This is a genomic window from Streptomyces sp. NPDC094034 (assembly GCF_040303865.1).
Taxonomy (GTDB): domain Bacteria; phylum Actinomycetota; class Actinomycetes; order Streptomycetales; family Streptomycetaceae; genus Streptomyces.
This window is the reverse complement of sequence record NZ_JBEOUD010000005.1, coordinates 207,216-225,057: the sequence shown is the minus strand read 5'-3', so window position 1 is coordinate 225,057 and position 17,842 is coordinate 207,216. Positions and strand designations below refer to the sequence as shown.

Here is a 17,842-nt window from a genome sequence, read left to right as displayed (position 1 = left end):
CACCCGGTCTTCGGAAACGGTCTTCGGAAACAGTCTCCTCAAACGGTCTTCTCAGGCTTTGAAGAAGGTGTTCCAGCCGCCGGCGGGAGCCTGGCCGACCTCCAGGGTGCGGAGCTTGTCGAGCACGGCAGGGTCCTGCGCATCGAGCCAGTCGGTGAACTGCCGGAACGAGACGAGCCGTACGTCCTTCTTGCCCGCCATCCCCTTCAGCGCCTCCTCGACGGCATCCATATAGATCCCGCCGTTCCACTGCTCGAAATGGTTGCCTATGAAGAACGGGGCGCGATTCGACTCGTACGCGCGGTTGAAACCGCCGAGATACGCGTCGGTGGCCTGCTTGCGCCACTCCGCGTACCGCGAGGTCATGCCGTTCGTCGAATTCCTCGACTGATTCGCGAGCATGTTGTAGTCCATGGAAAGGACCTCGAAGCTGTGCCCGGGGAACGGGACTTGCTGAAGCGGGAAATCCCAGAGGCCGAGCTTCTTGTCCGGCCAGCGCTGCGTGCCGCCGGGCGAACTCGCGTCGTAGCGCCAGCCCAGCTTCTTCGCGGTCGGCAGCAGATTCTCCTGGCCGAGCAGACAGGGCGTACGGCCGCCGGTCAGTTCCTTGCGGTAGTCGAAGGGCAGCGGGTCGAGTTCGGTCCAGCCGCTGTTCGTACGCCACTCGGTGACGAAGGACACAGCCTGGTCTATCTCGCTGCGCCACTGCCGCGGGGTCCAGTCGCCGACGGTGCCGGAGCCGGCGCAGAAGTGCCCGTTGAAGTGCGTACCGATCTCATGCCCGTCCAGCCATGCCTGGCGGACGTTCTTGAGGGTGTCCTTGATATGGCCGTCGGTGAGATAGCCGATGTCGGAGGCGCCGACCGGGTTGTTCGGCGGGCGGTAGAGCGTCTTCTTCGACTCGGGCAGCAGATAGAGGCCGGAGAGGAAGAAGGTCATCGCCGCGCCGTGGTTCTTGGCGAGTTCCAGGAAGCGCGGGAAGAGACCGTTGCCGACCTCGCCCGCCCCGTCCCAGGAGAAGATCACGAACTGCGGCGGGGTCTGGCCGGGCTCCAGGGGGACGGGGGCGGGCGGCTGGTGCGGCTGTTTTCCCGTGTCGGAAGTGGAACCGTCCCCTATGAGCCGGACCTCTTTACCGAGGGGACTGGCACTGCTCGTCGCGCCTCCGCCCGCACCGCCCTTGCCCACCTCCGTGTGCCGGACCGTGCCGCTCCCGCCGGTGGAGCAGCCCGCGATTCCGATCGCGGCAGCCGCTCCGATTCCCGCCCCGAGAAGACTCCTTCGGCTGATGTCGCGCATACCGTTCCCATCCGCGCTCGTCTCTGCGTATGCCGCTCATAAAAGTCTTACAAGCGGCAACACAGGAGATGAGATGGCGAACACGGAGGTTCCAGCACTTGTCATATCTTTACTCATCTTTGCTGACGTAACGAAAGATATGACAGATACGGCAGGGGTGATCAACGGATTGCGAGCATGCGGATCCGTTCAGGCACCGAAGGCCTTGGCGCCGCCCTTGACGGGCCGGGCGCCGGCCAGCAGATGAGCCGGGACGAGATCGCGCGCGGGCTCGGAGTAGCCGACGGAGACGATCTTGTCGCCCTGATAGGTGAAGCTGGTCAGGGACGCGAGCGTGCACTGCCGACGGCGCGGGTCGTGCCACAGCCGGCGCCGCTCGACAAAGCTCCGCACGATCCAGATCGGCAGCTGATGGCTGACGGCGACCGCTTCGTGCCCGCGGGCCGCGTCGCGCGCGGAGTTCAGGGCGCCCATCATCCGTACGACCTGATCGATGTACGGCTCGCCCCAGGACGGCCGGAACGGGTTGGTGAGGTACCTCCAGTTGCCGGGCTTGCGCAGGGCGCCGTCACCGACCCCGAAGGTCTTGCCCTCGAAGACGTTCGCGGCCTCGATCAGCCGGTCGTCGGTGTCGAGGGTCAGCCCATGGCTCTTGGCGATGGGGGCCGCGGTCTCCTGCGCGCGCTCCAGGGGGGAGGCGACGACGTGAGCGATGTCACGGTCCGCGAGATGCTCGGCGACCCGGTCGGCCATCCGCCTGCCCAGCTCGGAGAGGTGGTAGCCGGGTCGTCTGCCGTAGAGGACACCGTCGGGGTTGTGCACTTCGCCGTGGCGCACGAGATGGACGACGGTGATCTCTTCGCTCTTGCTCATGCGGCGTTCTCCGGGTCGGCGGGCTCGGGGGCACTGGCTTCGGGGCCAGTGGTCTCGGGGGCGGTCGCTTCGGCCGCGGCGCGGGCGGCGGCCGGCAGCGCGGCGGCGATCCGCTCGATCGCGCGCTCGTCGTGTGCGGTGGAGACGAACCAGGACTCGAAGGAGGACGGCGGCAGATAGACACCGTCGGCCAGCAGCGAGTGGAAGAAGGGGGTGAAGCGGAACGACTCCTGCCGCTTGGCGCCCTCGTAGTCGTGCACCTCGTCAGCCGTGAAGAAGACGGAGAACATATTGCTCGCCGTCTGCACGCGGTGGGCGACGCCCTCCTTGCTGAGCGACTCCGTCACCAGCCCCTGGATCTGCCGCGAAACGGCGTCGATCCTCGCGTACGCCGCGTCGTCGAGCAGCCTCAGCTGGGCGAGGCCCGCGGCGGTGGCGACCGGGTTCCCGGAGAGCGTGCCCGCCTGGTAGACGGGGCCGGCCGGGGCGAGCCGCCCCATGACATCGGCGCGCCCGCCGAACGCGGCGGCCGGGAATCCGCCGCCCATGACCTTCCCGAAGGTCATCAGGTCGGGCGCGACACCGTCGACGCCGTACCAGCCGGCCTTCGAGGTACGGAAACCGGTCATCACCTCGTCCGAGATGTACAGCGCGCCATCGGCGGCGCAGATCTCCTTGAGCCCGGCGTTGAACCCGTCCCGGGGCGGTACGACGCCCATGTTGCCGGGCGACGCCTCGGTGATCACGCAGGCGATCTCGCCGGGGTGCGCGGCGAACGCCCGGCGCACGGCGTCGAGATCGTTGTACGGCAGGACGATGGTGTCCCCGGCCTGCGCGCCGGTCACCCCGGGAGTGTCGGGCAGCCCGAGGGTCGCGACCCCGGAGCCGGCGGCGGCGAGCAGCGCGTCGACATGCCCGTGGTAGCACCCGGCGAACTTCACGACCTTGGCGCGCCCGGTGAAACCGCGGGCGAGCCGGATGGCGGACATGGTCGCCTCGGTCCCGGACGACACGAGCCGTACCTGCTCGACGGGGGCGACCCGGGCAACGATCTCCTCGGCGAGCGCCACCTCGCCCTCACCGGGCGTACCGAAGGACGTACCGCGGGCGACAGCGGCCTGGACCGCTTCGATGACCTCCGGATGGGAATGACCGAGAATCATCGGACCCCAGGAACATACGAGGTCGACATATTCACGGCCGTCCGCGTCGATGAGGTACGGACCATGCCCGGACACCATGAACCGGGGCGTACCGCCCACCGCGCGGAAGGCACGGACGGGAGAGTTCACGCCGCCGGGTGTCACGAGGGCGGCGCGGTCGAAAAGCGTCTGCGAAACTGGGGCGTCATAGGGGAAGCTCACGGAATCCATGGTGTCAGAGGCTCGGACGTTCTTGCGGACAGGTGTTTCACCGGACGTTCGTGGGGGAGGTCACTGTCACGATGATCGGGTTGCGCGGCCATGGCTGCGAGTGGTCGGGTGGAGATATGCATCGCGGTGGCGGACTGGGCGAGGGAACGGACGACCTCGGTCCCGAGCCTGCCCGACGTGGAAAGCATCGACGGCGCGAACGTGAGGCGCGGGAGCAACCTCCGGGAACGCCGGAAAGCAGGAGTGGTGGCCGGGTGGGGGTGACCTACAAATACTTCGGCGCGCCAGACGGAGCCACGGCCGCGCGCGTGCCCATTTCCATGCGCCCGGAGGAGCTGGGCGGCGATGAGCTCGGTATGAACGGCATGTTCACCAAGATCAAGCCGGAGACGATAGCGGCGATGGTCCTCACGGGTATTCAGGGCATGCCCCTGTACAAAGTGCCCCCGCTGGAACTGGTCGTGCTGCATCCCGATTACGCGGTGGTCAAACTCCCGATGACGGTGGTGGACCCGCTGCGCGGCATCGGCGAGGAATCCGTGGGCGCGGCGGCCTTCATCTGGTCGACGGTCCCGGACAGGGGCGGCCCGAGGGACGCGTACAACGTCTACCAACTGCTGCACCAATGGCAGGACTTCAGCCACCGGCTGCATGAGGCGGGGCATCAGCCTTACTGCCTGGTGTGGCCCTGATCCGGGATTTCGCTGAGTACGGGCCGGGTTCTCCGGCTCCGAGTGGCCGAGGTGTCTTCGGCCCCAGGTCCCGGGCCGCCAGGCTTGGGCACGCGGGAAAGTCCGGCGGGACGCCGGAAGGTACCGCGCGCGGTACCTTCCGGTGGGTCAGGTCGGATCAGGCGCTGAGCAGGAGCCAGCCCCCGAGGCCGCCGCACATGGTCGCGTTGAAGGTGCCGGTGCGGTAGCCGGGCGGTATGGGCTGGCCGGGGCAGATGTACAGGCCGACGCGGGCCAGTTGCTGGAACCACACGCCGATGTTGCCGCAGCCGGTGCTGATGTGGCCGGTCAGCACATAACCGGCGGGGATCGGCGAGCCCGCACAGACCCACTGGCCGTCGCGGGCCAACTGCATGAACCACGTGTCGATGTTGCTGTTGCAGCCATTGGCCGTGTGGAGGGTGAGCACATAGCCGGGCGGGATCGGCGAGGTGGCGCAGATCCAGATCCCGTCCTGCGCGGGCTGCATGTACCAGGCGCCGGCACCGTTGCACCCGTTCGCCGCGCGGCTGGTGATCACGTAACCCGGCGGTATGGGCGTGCCGGGGCAGACCCACCCCGGGGCCTCCTGGGTGGCGGCGACCGGCGCCGTACGGGGCTCCGCACTGGCCGTGCCGGCGGCCGTGCCGGTGAGGGCGGTCGCCAGCAGCGCGACCACACCCAGCGCGGCGGCGAGCCGACTCCGGACCACCACCGCCACCGCTGATAAACGACTGATCAGATGCCGATACTCGATCTTCACTTCACACCGTTCCCATCGACGGGTCCGCGAAGCACCGCACGATGGCCGTGCGGCACCGGGCTGTGGAGCGCAGACGACCCTAGGCGAATCGACGCGGCCGGTCATCACCGAACGGGATGCCTCATCAACCTGGCCGAAAACCGAACTGATCAGCCCCGGGACGTTATCGCCGGAGCAAGCAGTTCCAGCGCCTCCTCCCAGCGGTACTCGTCCGCCTCTCCCTCCGCCGCCGGGTCATGGGGCCGGTACGAACCGATCAGCACGCCCATCTCCCGCAGCCGCTCCAGGCTCGCGGAGTACGCGGGGTGCGCGGCCATCGCCGCGTTCAGGTACGGGAGGACCGCCGTCGGGATGCCCAGTCCGTACGCCTCGCACAGAATCCCCAGCGCGAGGGTGTCGGAGATCCCGGCGGCCCACTTGTTGATCGTGTTGAAGGTGGCCGGCGCGACCGCGATGGCGTCCGGGGGTGGTAGCGGACGGGGGTCGCCGGGGCGGCGCCAGGCGGAGCGGATCGGATAGCCGGTCCGCGCCTCCACCGCGTCGGTGTCGAGGAATCCGAGGCCCTGCGGGGTGGCGATGACGCCCACGTCCCAGCGCCGCTCCCGCGCGGCGTTGATCAGCTCGCCGACGTCGCCGGCGATCGCGGACGCGCATACGACGACGTACAGGAACGGCTTCTGCGCGGTCATGTTCCCGACCCTAACGGCCGGGCGGGCGTGGACGGTTGTGAGACTGCCCCCGCCGCGGGGCCCGGCGGGCTCGGGAAGCGCGGCGGCACGACGGTCGCGCCCCGTCCCCAATGAGTTCATCCAACTGCCCTTCGAACGACACTTTTCGCAGGTAGGAGGGGGTGCGTCCGGCGAAAACTGGGCCCGCTGGAACCCCTCAACTGGGCCCGGGGACCCTGCCGTTTGGGCCCGGCCCAATCCATACGCTGCTCTCGCTCGGGGGATGGCGGACGGTGTGGGGCGAGGAGAACCGATGAGCGGCATGAGGGGCGACGACAGGCTGCGCAGATGGCACAGGCGAAGCCGGGGGCTGATCGACAGAGATCGCCTCGACCTGGGGCAGGGCGGGGCCGAGTACGCCGCGATGGTCGGTGTCGTCTCGCTCGTCGTCGCGGCGATCGTCGGGCTGAGCGTGCCCGCCGACACGGCGACCGGGCTGAAGAGCGCGGTGTGCCGAATACTCCACCCGCTCAGCGGCGCCGAGGCCTGCTCCTCCGGCGACTACGCGGGCGACAAAGGCGGAGGCGACGGCGGGGGCGGTGGCGGAGGTGGCCCCGACGATCCCTTCGTACCCAACGGCGACCCCTTCGAGCCCGCCCGGTGTCTGCTCTCCCAGGACCAGACGAAGACCACCGTCGTCATCCAGATCATCTTCATCAAGATCAGCAACTCGGAGACGGTCAAGCTCCAGCAGTGGTCCGACGGCACCGTCACCCTGGAACGGGTGACCGAGACCTCGGGCGGCGTCACGGCGAGCATCTCCGCGGGCATCCCCGGCCTGAAGGACTGGGGCGGCAGCGCGAAGTTGAGCGGCACGTATCTGGCGGGCAGTGGTAGCGGCGGGCAGTGGCTCTTCAACGGGAACAAGACCGGCGACACCCAGGCGGACCTGGAGGCGAACCTGAAGGACGCGCAGCAGTTCGCCGAATACCTCAAGGCGATGGACGACTGCAACAGCCGGCCCGCGGGACCACGCTCCTCGGAACTGGGCATGATCTGCGGCTACCACGCGAACAAGAAGAAGCCCGACCTCGATCCCGAGAGGGCTCCCGACGTCGACATCACCAAGACGTCCGTCGAGGCGTCCGGCAACGCGAGCTTCGGCGGAAAGTTCAAGGGCAACGGCAAGGGCGGCAAGGACTCGGGAAAGAGTGACGGCCCCAAGGATCTCGGCAAGATATCCGGTGAGGTGCTCAACGGCACGATGACCGAGGACGTCGTCGTCATGCGCGCCCAGAACGGACCGAACGCCGGGAAGATCACCTTCATCTACACCTTCACCGTCAAGGGCTCGGCCGGCGCGGGCGGAGTCGCCACCGGCGAGCGGATGCAGCAGGTGGCCGTCACCTACGACGCGGCGGCCTACGACCAGGAGGAGAAGGACGGCGCCGATCACCACCCGGAGAAGCTGGTCATCACCACCAGCCAGGAAGCCGGGGACGGCGGCGGCGTCAAGATCGAGGCAGGCGCCAACGCCGGTCCTGTGACGATCGACGTCGGCGGTGGCGGCGGATCCACCAAGTCACAGATACACACCGAGTCGGCCGAACTCATCCTCGACAACGACACCGACAGCACCATCGTCGAGGACTGGCTGCGCGGAAGGGGCAACCCCGCCAAGAACCCGCTTCCTTCCCCCTCGGACGCGGCCGAAGTACCCGACTCCGACGCCAGCGACCTCGAACGGCTCCTCCACGACAAGGGCAAGCTCAGCAAGCTCGACTACAACGCCAACACCGACTGGTGGAACGCCTCGCTCGGCATCGGCTTCGGTATCTCCGCAGGACAGGTCAGCTTCGGCTTCAAGATCTTCGGGATCGACATCACCCACGAGGAGAAGAACCAGACGATCACCGGCGATCCCCAATACGCCACCGGCCCCAAGAACGGCGGCGCCCGGCCCTGGGTCGAATGGAAGAACTGCACCAAGACCAAGCCCATCCCCACCTGACCGGGCCCGACCGGGTCCGATCGAGGCCGACCAGGTTCGACCGGGGGCACGTCTCCGATGCGGCGGGGCGGGCGAGTCGGGCGAGTCGGGCGGGAATGTCCCGCCCGACTCGCCCGCCCCGCCCGGCTCAGTCCTCCCCCTCCAACTCCCCCTCCGTCTCCAGGAACACCGCCCGCAGCGCGTCCAGCACCGCCGGGTCCGGCTTCGCCCACATCCCGCGCGACTCCGCCTCCAGCAGCCGCTCCGCGATGCCGTGCAGGGCCCAGGGGTTGGCCTCCTGGAGGAACGCGCGGTTCTCGGGGTCCAGAACGTACGTCTCCGTGAGCTTGTCGTACATCCAGTCCGCGACCACGCCGGTCGTCGCGTCGTACCCGAAGAGATAGTCGACCGTCGCGGCGAGTTCGAAGGCCCCCTTGTATCCGTGGCGGCGCATCGCCTCGATCCAGCGGGGGTTGACCACGCGGGCGCGGAAGACCCGTGACGTCTCTTCGACCAGGGTGCGTGTGCGGACGGTCTCGGGGCGGGTCGAGTCGCCGATGTACGCCTCCGGGGCCGTGCCCTTGAGCGCGCGGACCGTGGCGACCATGCCGCCGTGGTACTGGAAGTAGTCGTCCGAGTCCGCGATGTCGTGCTCGCGGGTGTCGGTGTTCTTGGCGGCCACCGCGATGCGCTTGTACGCGCTCTCCATCTCGTCGCGCGCCGGACGGCCGTCCAGTTCCCGGCCGTACGCGTAGCCGCCCCACACCGTGTAGACCTCGGCGAGGTCCGCGTCGGTGCGCCAGTCGCGGCTGTCGATGAGCTGGAGGATGCCCGCGCCGTACGTACCGGGGCGGGAGCCGAAGATCCGGGTCGTGGCGCGGCGTTCGTCGCCGTGCTCGGCCAGGTCCGCCTGGGCGTGGGCGCGTACGAAGTTGGCGTCGGCGGGCTCGTCCAGCGAGGCCGCGAGCCGTACCGCGTCGTCCAGCAGCCCGATCGCGTGCGGGAACGCGTCGCGGAAGAAGCCGCTGATGCGCAGGGTGACATCGATACGCGGCCGGTCGAGCTCGGTGAGGGGGATCGCCTCCAGACCCGTCACCCGCCGCGACGCGTCGTCCCACACCGGGCGGACGCCCAGCAGCGCCAGCGCCTCCGCGATGTCATCGCCCGAGGTGCGCATCGCGCTCGTACCCCACAGGGACAGCCCGACGGAGGTCGGCCACTCGCCGTTGTCGGTGCGGTAGCGGGTGAGGAGGGAGTCGGCGAGGGCCTGGCCGGTCTCCCAGGCGAGCCTGCTCGGTACGGCCTTGGGGTCGACGGAGTAGAAGTTGCGGCCGGTCGGCAGGACATTGACCAGGCCGCGCAGCGGGGACCCGGACGGGCCCGCCGGGACGAATCCGCCGCTCAGCGCGTGCACCACGTGCTCGATCTCGTCGACGGTGCCCGCGAGGCGCGGTACGACCTCGCGCGCCGCGAAGCCGAGGATCGCCGCGACGCCCTCGGGGAGCCCGTCGGCCACGTCCGCCACCGCCGCCGGGTCCCAGCCGGCGTCCTCCATCGCCTGGACGAGCGCGCGGGCCCGCTCCTCCGCCTCGTCGGCGCCGGTACGGGTCGCCGCCGACTCGTCGAGCCCAAGGGCCTCGCGCAGACCGGGCAGGGAGGCCGTACCGCCCCAGATCTGCCGGGCGCGCAGGATCGCCAGGACCAGATTGACGCGCGCCCCGCCGGTGGGCGCGCCGCCCAGCACATGCAGACCGTCGCGGATCTGCGCGTCCTTGACCTCGCAGAGCCAGCCGTCGACATGGAGCAGGAAGTCGTCGAACCCGTCGTCGTCCGGCCGGTCTTCGAGCCCCAGGTCGTGGTCGAGCTTGGCCGCCTGGATCAGGGTCCAGATCTGGGCGCGGATCGCGGGCAGTTTCGCCGGGTCCATGGACGAGATCGCCGCGTACTCGTCGAGCAGCTGCTCAAGGCGCGCGATGTCGCCGTACGACTCGGCGCGCGCCATCGGCGGGACGAGATGGTCCACCAGCGTGGCGTGTACGCGCCGCTTGGCCTGCGTACCCTCGCCCGGGTCATTGACCAGGAACGGATAGATCAGCGGCAGATCTCCGAGCGCGGCATCGGGGGCGCAGGCCGCCGACATTCCCGCGTTCTTGCCGGGCAGCCACTCCAGATTGCCGTGCTTGCCGAGGTGGATCATCGCGTCGGCGCCGAAGCCGCCGTCCTCGCGGCCGGCCTGGATCCAGCGATAGGCCGCCAAGTAGTGGTGCGAGGGCGGCAGATCGGGGTCGTGGTAGATCGCGATCGGGTTCTCGCCGAAGCCGCGCGGCGGCTGGATGAGGATCAGCAGATTGCCGTGCCGCAGGGCGGCGAGCACGATGTCGCCGTCCGGGTCCCCGCCGGCGGCGGCCCTGCTGCGGTCCAGGAACATCTCGCCGGGCGGCGGTCCCCAGTGCCGCTCCACCGACTCGCGCAGCTCGGCGGGGAGTTGGCCGTACCACCGCCGGTAGTCGGCGGCCGGGATACGGACCGGGTTACGGGCGAGCTGCTCCTCGGTCAGCCACTCCTGGTCATGGCCTCCGGCCTCGATGAGGGCGTGGATCAGCTCGTCGCCGTCGCCCGAGGCCAGACCGGGGACGGGCTCTGCACCGAAGTCGTAGCCCTCCTGGACCAGTCGGCGCAGCAGGGACACCGCGCTCGCCGGGGTGTCGAGGCCGACCGCGTTGCCGATGCGCGAGTGCTTCGTCGGGTACGCGGAGAGCACCAGCGCGACGCGCTTGTCGGCGTTCGTGACATAGCGCAGCCTGGCGTGGCGTACGGCGATCCCGGCCACCCGGGCGGCCCGCTCGGGGTCGGCGACGTAGACCGGCAGACCGTCCGGGTCCAGCTCCTTGAAGGAGAACGGGACGGTGATGAGGCGACCGTCGAACTCCGGCACCGCGACCTGCGAGGCGGCGTCCAGCGGGGACAGCCCCTCGTCGCTCTCGGCCCAGGCGGCGCGGCTGCCGGTGAGGCAGAGGGCCTGGAGGATCGGCACGTCGAGCGCGGCGAGCGCGCCCGCGTCCCAGGCCTCGTCGTCCCCGCCGGCCGATGCCTCGGCGGGCTTGGTGCCCCCGGCGGCGAGCACGGTCGTGACGATGGCGTCGGCCTCGCGCAGGGCGGCCAGCAGTTCGGGCTCGGGCGCGCGCAGGGACGAGACGAAGATTGGCAGGGGCCGGGCGTCCGCGTCCTCGATCGCCGAGCACAGCGTGTCCACGAAGGCGGTGTTGCCGCTCATGTGGTGCGCGCGGTAGTAGAGGACGGCGACGGTCGGGGCCAACTCCACCACGCTGTGTCCGGGACGGCCGAAGCGGGGCGGCCTGACGCGCCGGTCGAGCCGGCCCCAAGTGGGCGCGGCGGCGGGCGGCTCGAAGCCGTGGCCGGTCAGCAGGACCGTGTCGGAGAGGAACCGCGCGAGCTGGTCCAGATTGGCCGGACCGCCGTGCGCGAGATACGCGTGTGCCTCGGCGGCGATACCGACGGGGACGGTCGACGCCTCCATCAGCTGTGCGTCGGGGGCCTGTTCACCGGTGAGGACCACGAGGGGCCGGTCGCCCGCGAGCAGCAGATCGATCCCGTCCTGCCAGGCGCGCAGCCCGCCGAGGAGCCGTACGACCACGAGGTCGGCGCCCTCCAGCAGCGCGGGCAGTTCGTCGAGCGCGAGCCTGGCGGGGTTCGCGAAGCGGTACGGGACGGGCCCGCCCGCCGCGTTCGCCGCGCGGGCGCTCAGCAGATCGGTGTCGGACGTCGACAGGAGCAGAAGCATGCGGCGTCTGGCCTTCCTCGGGGTCCGCGCCCCGGGCGAGGTGTGGAGGACGGCGGGAGTTCCTGGCTCGCCCGGCTGCTGCCGGACTCACAGTGGCGGGACCGCGCCGGGTTCGCACCGGGCTTCCTCCCCATGACGCCGTCGCTGGCGTTGACGGGCCTGGGCAGGCCGTCGTCTGCATAGTAAGTGCTGAGGTCACGGGCGGGGAGGGGGCCCGGAACCCGGTCCGGCGCGGGGGGCGGTACGGAGCGTCGGCGGCCGGGCGGCGGGACGGGAGCGGGTGCGGGTACGTGGGTATGCTCGCCGCCATGCCGCCCACCTCGCCAACACCCGTGAACCGGGACGAAGCGCCCCCGCGGGCCGCCGTACGGGAGTCCGTACGGACCCCTGCGCGGGAGCGGGGCGACGCCTGCCCCGGCGCGCTGCGGCTGCACGCCGCGGACGACGGCCGGCTGGCCCGACTGCGGCTGCCCGCCGGACTGCTGACGATCCGTCAGGCCGAGACGCTGGCGGACGCGGCGGAGCGGCTGGGCGACGGACATGTGGACCTCACCTCCCGGGGCAATGCGCAGCTGCGCGGCCTGGACGGGAGCCGCGGCCCCGAACTGGCCGGGCTGCTGCACAAGGCCGGGCTGCTGCCCTCCGAGACACACGAGCGGGTACGGAACATCGTCGCGTCACCGCTGGCCGGACTGGACGAACTGCCTTACGCGGACGTCCAGTCGTGGGCCCGCGAGCTGGACGGACTGCTCTGCGCGAGCGCGCGGGCGGCGACCCTTTCCGGGCGGTTCCTCTTCGCGCTGGACGACGGACGCGGCGATGTGGCGGCCCTCGGCGCCGATGTGACGTTGCTCGCACGCCGGGACGGATCGGTCGCCGTACGTACCGGGGCAAACCGGTCGGGCCCGTGTGTGGCGCCCGAGGACGCCCCGCGCGCGGCCCTGTTGGCGGCGGAGACGTTCCTCACGCTCGCGGAGGCGGGCGGCTCGGGGGCCTGGCGGGTACGGGAACTGCCCGCCGAGGACGGCCGGGGGCTGGACGCGGCGCTGCGGGCGGCGCTGACGGATGCCGGGATCGCGACGGAGGACGTGGCGGGAGCTCCGGGGCGGGGACCGGGGTCGACACCGGAAGCGGGCTCGACGGCGGAACGGGGCTCAACACCGGAACCGCACTCGACACCGGACGCGGGCTCGACGCCGGAACCGGGCTCGACATCGGGGCCGCAAGGGGGTCCTCCCGTTCCAGGTCCCGTGCGGTCGCCCGACGGGACCGTGGCCCTCTCCGTCCATGCCCGCCTCGGCCGACTGACCGCGGCGCAGTTGCGGCTGCTCGCGGCGGCGGCGAACGGACCGCTGCGCGTGACCCCCTGGCGCGGAGTGATCGTGCCGGGGGTGGCCCCGGCCGTGGCCGACGCCGTCCTGGACCGGCTCCGTACGGCCGGGCTGATCACCGCCCCCGACTCCCTCTGGTACGGGGTCGGCGCCTGCACCGGCCGGCCCGGCTGTGCGAAGGCGCTGGCCGACGTACGGTCGGACGCTACGGCGGCGGTCCTGTCCGGTACCGACTCCCGTGCCGACTCCCGTGCTGTGTCCCACGGCTCGGGCGGACTGCCCGTGTACTGGTCGGGGTGCGCGCGCCGCTGCGGCCATCCGCGGGGCCGCTGGGTGGATGTGGTCGCCACGGGCGAAGGCCGCTACGACATCTCCGTACAGGACGAGGTACAGGACCAGGTACGGGACCAAGTACAGGTTCAGGTACAGGGAGATGGCCCGAACACCATCACCGCAGGACCAGAACTCGCCGACGCGGTCGCGGCGGCACGCACCACCCCATTGACGAGATGAGCGAGAAGACCACGGTGTCCACAGTGCCCACAGGGTTCGAGTACGAGAAGGACGGCGCGGCGATATACCGCCAGTCCTTCGCCACGATCCGCGCCGAGGCGGATCTCAGCGGGCTGCCGGCCGAGGTCTCGCAGGTCGCGGTGCGGATGATCCACGCCTGCGGCATGGTCGACCTGGTGCGTGACCTCGCCTTCAGCCCCGGTGTGGTGATCCGCGCCCGCGAGGCGCTGCGCGCGGGCGCGCCCGTGCTGTGCGATGTGGCCATGGTCGCCAGCGGGGTCACTCGCAAGCGGCTGCCCGCGGACAACGAGGTCGTCTGCACCCTCTCCGACCCGTCGGTGCCCGCCCTCGCCGCCGAGTTGGGGACGACCCGCAGCGCCGCCGCGCTGGAGCTGTGGCGGGACCGGCTGGAGGGCGCGGTGGTGGCCGTCGGCAACGCGCCGACCGCCCTCTTCCGGCTGCTGGAGATGATCGAGGACGGCGCCCCGCGCCCGGCGGCGGTCATCGGGGTGCCGGTCGGTTTCATCGGCGCCGCCGAGTCCAAGGACGCGCTCGCCGGACACTTCTCCGGCCTGGAACACCTGGTCGTACGGGGACGGCGCGGCGGCAGCGCCCTCGCCGCCGCGGCCGTCAACGCGATCGCGAGCGAGGAAGAATGACCGTGCGGAGCAGCACCGGTGAGCAGATCTCGCACGCGCGTCCCCCGGCCGGCGAACGTGGCGTGGGCCGGCTGTACGGAGTCGGGCTGGGCCCGGGAGACCCGTCCCTGATGACCGTACGGGCCGTACAGATCATCGCCGAGGCCGATGTGATCGCGTATCACAGCGCTGGCCACGGCCGGTCCATAGCCCGGTCCATCGCCGCCGGGCAGCTGCGCCCCGACCACATCGAGGAGCCGCTGGTCTACCCGGTCACCACCGGGACCACCGACCACCCCGGCGGCTATCAGGGCGCGATGGACGACTTCTACGCCGAGTCGGCCGCCCGGCTCGCCGCCCATCTGGACGCCGGGCGCACGGTCGCGGTGCTCGCCGAGGGCGATCCGCTCTTCTACGGCTCGTACATGCACATGCACAAGCGGCTGGCCGACCGCTATCCGACCGAGGTCATCCCCGGTGTGACGTCCGTGAGCGCGGCGGCGGCGCGGCTCGGAACCCCGCTCGTCGAGGGCGAGGAGGTGCTGACGATCCTGCCGGGCACGTTGCCGGAGGAGGAGCTGACGGCCCGGCTGGCCTCGGCGGACTCGGCGGTGGTGATGAAGCTGGGGCGTACGTTCCCGACCGTACGGCGGGCGGTCGAGCGCGCGGGCCGGCTGGCGGACGCGCGGTACGTCGAGCGCGCCACGATGAGTGGCGAACGCACCGGGGCGCTGGCCGACACGGACCCGGAGTCGGTCCCGTACTTCTCGGTGGCGGTGCTGCCGAGCCGGGTCGCCCCGCGTTCCGTGCCCGGGGCCCACGACGAACCGTCCGGCGAGGGCGACGAGAGCGGCGAGGCCGAGGAGAACGGCGAGAACGGCGAGGCCGACGAGAGGGGCGAGAGCGGCGGATCGGGTGGCGAGGTGGTGGTCGTGGGGACGGGACCCGCGGGACCGCTCTGGCTCACGCCCGAGACGCGCGGCGCCCTCGCCGCCGCCCAGGATCTCGTCGGCTACACCACCTATCTGGACCGCGTTCCGGTCCGCCCCGGCCAGCGGCGCCACGGCTCCGACAACAAGGTGGAGTCGGAGCGCGCGGAGTTCGCCCTCGACCTCGCGCGGCGGGGCCGCCGCGTGGCCGTGGTCTCGGGCGGCGATCCGGGGGTCTTCGCGATGGCGACGGCCGTCCTGGAGGCCGCGTCCGCCGATCCGTACCGGGACGTGCCCGTACGCGTACTCCCGGGCGTGACCGCCGCCAACGCCGCAGCGGCCCGCGTCGGCGCCCCGCTCGGCCACGACTACGCCGTGCTCTCGCTCTCCGACCGGCTCAAGCCGTGGGAGGTCATCGCCGAACGGCTGCACGCGGCGGCGGGCGCGGACCTGGTGCTCGCGCTCTACAACCCCGGTTCCGCCAGCCGGACCTGGCAGGTCGGCAAGGCGCGCGAGCTGCTCCTGGAGCATCGCGCCCCGGACACCCCCGTCGTGCTCGGCCGCGATGTGGGCGGGCCGGAGGAGAGCGTCCGGATCGTGCGGCTGGCCGATCTCGATCCGGCGCAGGTCGACATGCGGACGATCCTGCTGGTCGGCTCCTCGCGGACGGTGACCGCGCGGCGGGGCGAGAACGGTGACGAGACGGTGGTCTGGACGCCGCGCCGCTATCCGGAGCGTCCGGGAAGCCCCGGGAGCCCGGTTATCCCCGGGAGCCCGGGGAGCCCGGGGAGCCCGGGGAGCCCCGGACGCTGAGCAGGCCCAGGAAGCCGAGCAGGCCCGGAAAGCCCCGGGAGCCCGGGAAGCCGAGCCAGCCATGCCACCGCGTCCTCGATCGTGGCCACCGACGCCACCCCCTTCGGGACGGCCGGGCGGCGGACGACCACGACCGGAATCCCCGCCTCGCGGGCGGCCGTGAGCTTGGGCGCGGTGGCGGCGCCGCCGCTGTCCTTCGTCACCACGACGTCGACGCGATGGCGGCGCAGGATCTCCCGCTCGCCGTCGAGGGTGAACGGCCCCCGGTCCAGCAGCACTTCCGTACGGGCCGGGCACGGAGGTTCCGGGGCGTCCACGGACCGTACGAGGAACCACATGCCGTCCAGGTGCGCGAAGGCGGCGAGCCCCATCCGCCCGGTGGTGAGGAAGACCCGCGCGCGCCGCAGCGCGGTCAGCTTCTCGGCGGCCCGCGCCAGGGAGCCGACCACGTGCCAGTCGTCACCGGCGACCGGCACCCAGGAGGGGCGGCGCAGGGAGAGAAGGGGAACATGGGTGAGCGCGGCGGCGTGTGCCGCGTTGCGGCTGATGGTGCCGGCGAAGGGATGGGTGGCGTCGATGAGCGCGTCCACGCGATGCTCGCGCAGCCAGCGCGCCAGCCCTTCGGCGCCGCCGAACCCGCCGATCCGTACCTCGCCGGGCGGCGGTACGGGCCGGGCGACACGGCCTGCGAGGGAACTGGTGACGCGGAGACGGCCGTCGCCGTACAGGCGCTCGGCGAGCCGGCGCGACTCCGTCGTACCGCCGAGGATCAGCACATGGGCGGGGGCCGAAGTCAGGGCCGGGGCCGGGGTCGGTTCACTCATCGTCGGCGGGTCTTTCCATGACGGAGGCAGGTCGTTCCATGTCTGATGGAGGGCGGGGCGGGCGCGCCGCCCAACTCAAGCACACCGGCCTCCGGCCCGGCTGGACGACCGGTGCCTGCGCGACGGCGGCGGCGACGGCCGCGTACACGGCGCTGCTGACCGGCGAGTTCCCCGACCCGGTGCCGATCACGCTGCCGAAGGGCGTGACACCGTCCTTCGCCCTGGCCACGGAGGACCTGACCGCCGGGGACCGGGCCACGGCGGGTGTCGTCAAGGACGCGGGCGACGACCCCGATGTCACCCACGCCGCCCTGATCAGGACGACCGTACGGCTGCTGCCACCGGGCGCGGGTGTCGTCTTCCGCGCGGGCCCGGGGGTGGGTACGGTCACCCGCCCCGGACTCCCCCTGGACGTGGGCGAACCGGCGATCAACCCGGTCCCGCGTCAGCTGATGCGCTCCCATGTGGCGGAGGTGGCGGCCCGGCACGGCGGTACGGGCGATGTGGTGATCACCGTCTCCGTGGACAACGGCGCGGAGATAGCCCGCTCCACCTGGAACCCGAGGCTGGGCATCCTGGGCGGCCTCTCCATCCTCGGCACGACGGGCGTCGTCGTCCCGTACTCCTGCTCCGCCTGGATCGACTCGATCAGACGCGGCGTGGACGTGGCCCGCGCGGCGGGCCGCACGCATGTGGCGGGCTGTACGGGATCGACGTCCGAGAAGACGGTCCTCGCGGTCCACGACCTGCCCGAGGACGCCCTCTTGGACATGGGGGACTTCGCGGGCGCGGTACTCAAATACCTCCGCCGCCACCCCGTCGACCGCCTCACCCTCTGCGGCGGCTTCGCCAAACTCTCCAAACTGGCGGCGGGCCACCTGGACCTCCACTCGGCCCGCTCCCAGGTGGACAAGACCTTCCTCGCCGAACTCGCCCTGACAGCAGGCGCGGACGCACCGCTGGCGAACCGGGTGGCGGCGGCGAACACGGGCCTGGAGGCGCTCCGCCTGTGCGAGTCGTACGGCGTACCGCTCGGGGACGAGGTCGCGAGACGGGCCCGGGACGAAGCACTGGCGGTGCTGCGCGGGGCGCCGGTGGAGGTGGACGTGATCTGCGTCGACAGAGCGGGCACGGTGGTGGGGCGGAGCGATCCCGCGTGACCGCGCCCGGTTGCCCGTCGCTCACCGGCCGCCCCTTTCGGCTCGCCTTGGCCTGATTTCACTCAGGGCGAGGACGAGGAAGGCCCATAGCTGGACAATGTTCAGAGACAGATCCGAGCCGGCACGGAACCACAGGGTGACCGAGAGCGACAGAAC

11 protein-coding genes, 2 pseudogenes and 1 riboswitch are annotated in these 17,842 nt (G+C 71.3%); of the genes and pseudogenes, 6 read left to right on the top strand and 7 right to left on the bottom strand.

Translation table 11 applies throughout. From position 1 onward, the window contains the following. Window positions 1–51: 51 nt before the first annotated feature. The 3 genes and pseudogenes from ABTZ59_RS07730 to hemL all read right to left on the bottom strand — a co-directional run. On the bottom strand, window positions 52–1,299 hold the full coding sequence (locus ABTZ59_RS07730) for a polysaccharide deacetylase family protein (protein WP_351392260.1): 1,248 nt from the start codon (window positions 1,297–1,299) through the stop codon (window positions 52–54). Window positions 1,300–1,488: 189 nt separating this feature from the next. Then, on the bottom strand, window positions 1,489–2,172 hold the full coding sequence (locus tag ABTZ59_RS07725; RefSeq protein ID WP_249948433.1) for a histidine phosphatase family protein: 684 nt from the start codon (window positions 2,170–2,172) through the stop codon (window positions 1,489–1,491). Between the two features lie 59 nt (window positions 2,173–2,231). After that, a pseudogene (gene hemL / locus ABTZ59_RS07720) lies at window positions 2,232–3,545 on the bottom strand (glutamate-1-semialdehyde 2,1-aminomutase); the annotation flags it as partial. 116 nt (window positions 3,546–3,661) lie between these two features. Between hemL and ABTZ59_RS07715 the strand changes: the two are divergent. Further along, window positions 3,662–4,237, top strand: a complete 576-nt coding sequence (locus ABTZ59_RS07715; protein ID WP_351392353.1) for a hypothetical protein — start codon at window positions 3,662–3,664, stop codon at window positions 4,235–4,237. Between the two features lie 157 nt (window positions 4,238–4,394). Here ABTZ59_RS07715 and ABTZ59_RS07710 read toward each other — a convergent pair whose 3' ends face one another. After that, window positions 4,395–5,018 (bottom strand): hypothetical protein, encoded by a 624-nt coding sequence (locus ABTZ59_RS07710; RefSeq protein WP_351392257.1) that lies wholly within the window; start codon window positions 5,016–5,018, stop codon window positions 4,395–4,397. A gap of 149 nt (window positions 5,019–5,167) precedes the next feature. Further along, a complete protein-coding gene (locus tag ABTZ59_RS07705) occupies window positions 5,168–5,707 on the bottom strand; it encodes a flavoprotein (RefSeq protein ID WP_351392254.1) in 540 nt (179 codons plus the stop codon). 292 nt (window positions 5,708–5,999) lie between these two features. On the opposite strand from ABTZ59_RS07705, the gene ABTZ59_RS07700 reads away from it, so the two are divergent. Beyond that, complete coding sequence (locus ABTZ59_RS07700; RefSeq protein WP_351392250.1) at window positions 6,000–7,697, top strand: hypothetical protein; 1,698 nt, start codon at window positions 6,000–6,002, stop codon at window positions 7,695–7,697. A 127-nt stretch (window positions 7,698–7,824) separates the two neighbouring features. On the opposite strand, the gene cobN is transcribed toward ABTZ59_RS07700, so the two are convergent. Then, entirely contained in the window at window positions 7,825–11,478 is a 3,654-nt protein-coding gene (gene cobN, locus ABTZ59_RS07695) for a cobaltochelatase subunit CobN (RefSeq protein WP_351392248.1), read from the bottom strand. A 34-nt stretch (window positions 11,479–11,512) separates the two neighbouring features. Further along, a riboswitch (cobalamin riboswitch) is annotated at window positions 11,513–11,666 on the bottom strand. Window positions 11,667–11,774: 108 nt separating this feature from the next. On the opposite strand from cobN, the gene cobG reads away from it, so the two are divergent. From cobG to ABTZ59_RS07680, 3 genes are read left to right on the top strand one after another with little or no spacing between them, the layout of a single operon-like run. Further along, window positions 11,775–13,322, top strand: a complete 1,548-nt coding sequence (gene cobG, locus ABTZ59_RS07690) for a precorrin-3B synthase (protein WP_351392350.1) — start codon at window positions 11,775–11,777, stop codon at window positions 13,320–13,322. Beyond that, window positions 13,319–13,981 (top strand): precorrin-8X methylmutase, encoded by a 663-nt coding sequence (locus ABTZ59_RS07685; protein WP_351392245.1) that lies wholly within the window; start codon window positions 13,319–13,321, stop codon window positions 13,979–13,981. The genes cobG and ABTZ59_RS07685 overlap by 4 nt, the downstream gene beginning before the upstream one ends. 26 nt (window positions 13,982–14,007) lie before the next feature. After that, on the top strand, window positions 14,008–15,702 hold the full coding sequence (locus ABTZ59_RS07680) for a precorrin-2 C(20)-methyltransferase (protein ID WP_503002325.1): 1,695 nt from the start codon (window positions 14,008–14,010) through the stop codon (window positions 15,700–15,702). Window positions 15,703–15,749: 47 nt separating this feature from the next. Here ABTZ59_RS07680 and ABTZ59_RS07675 read toward each other — a convergent pair. Then, window positions 15,750–16,526 (bottom strand): annotated as a pseudogene (locus ABTZ59_RS07675) (cobalt-precorrin-6A reductase); the annotation flags it as partial. A gap of 38 nt (window positions 16,527–16,564) precedes the next feature. Between ABTZ59_RS07675 and ABTZ59_RS07670 the strand changes: the two are divergent. Further along, window positions 16,565–17,686 (top strand): cobalt-precorrin-5B (C(1))-methyltransferase, encoded by a 1,122-nt coding sequence (locus ABTZ59_RS07670; RefSeq protein WP_351392243.1) that lies wholly within the window; start codon window positions 16,565–16,567, stop codon window positions 17,684–17,686. Window positions 17,687–17,842 lie beyond the last annotated feature (156 nt).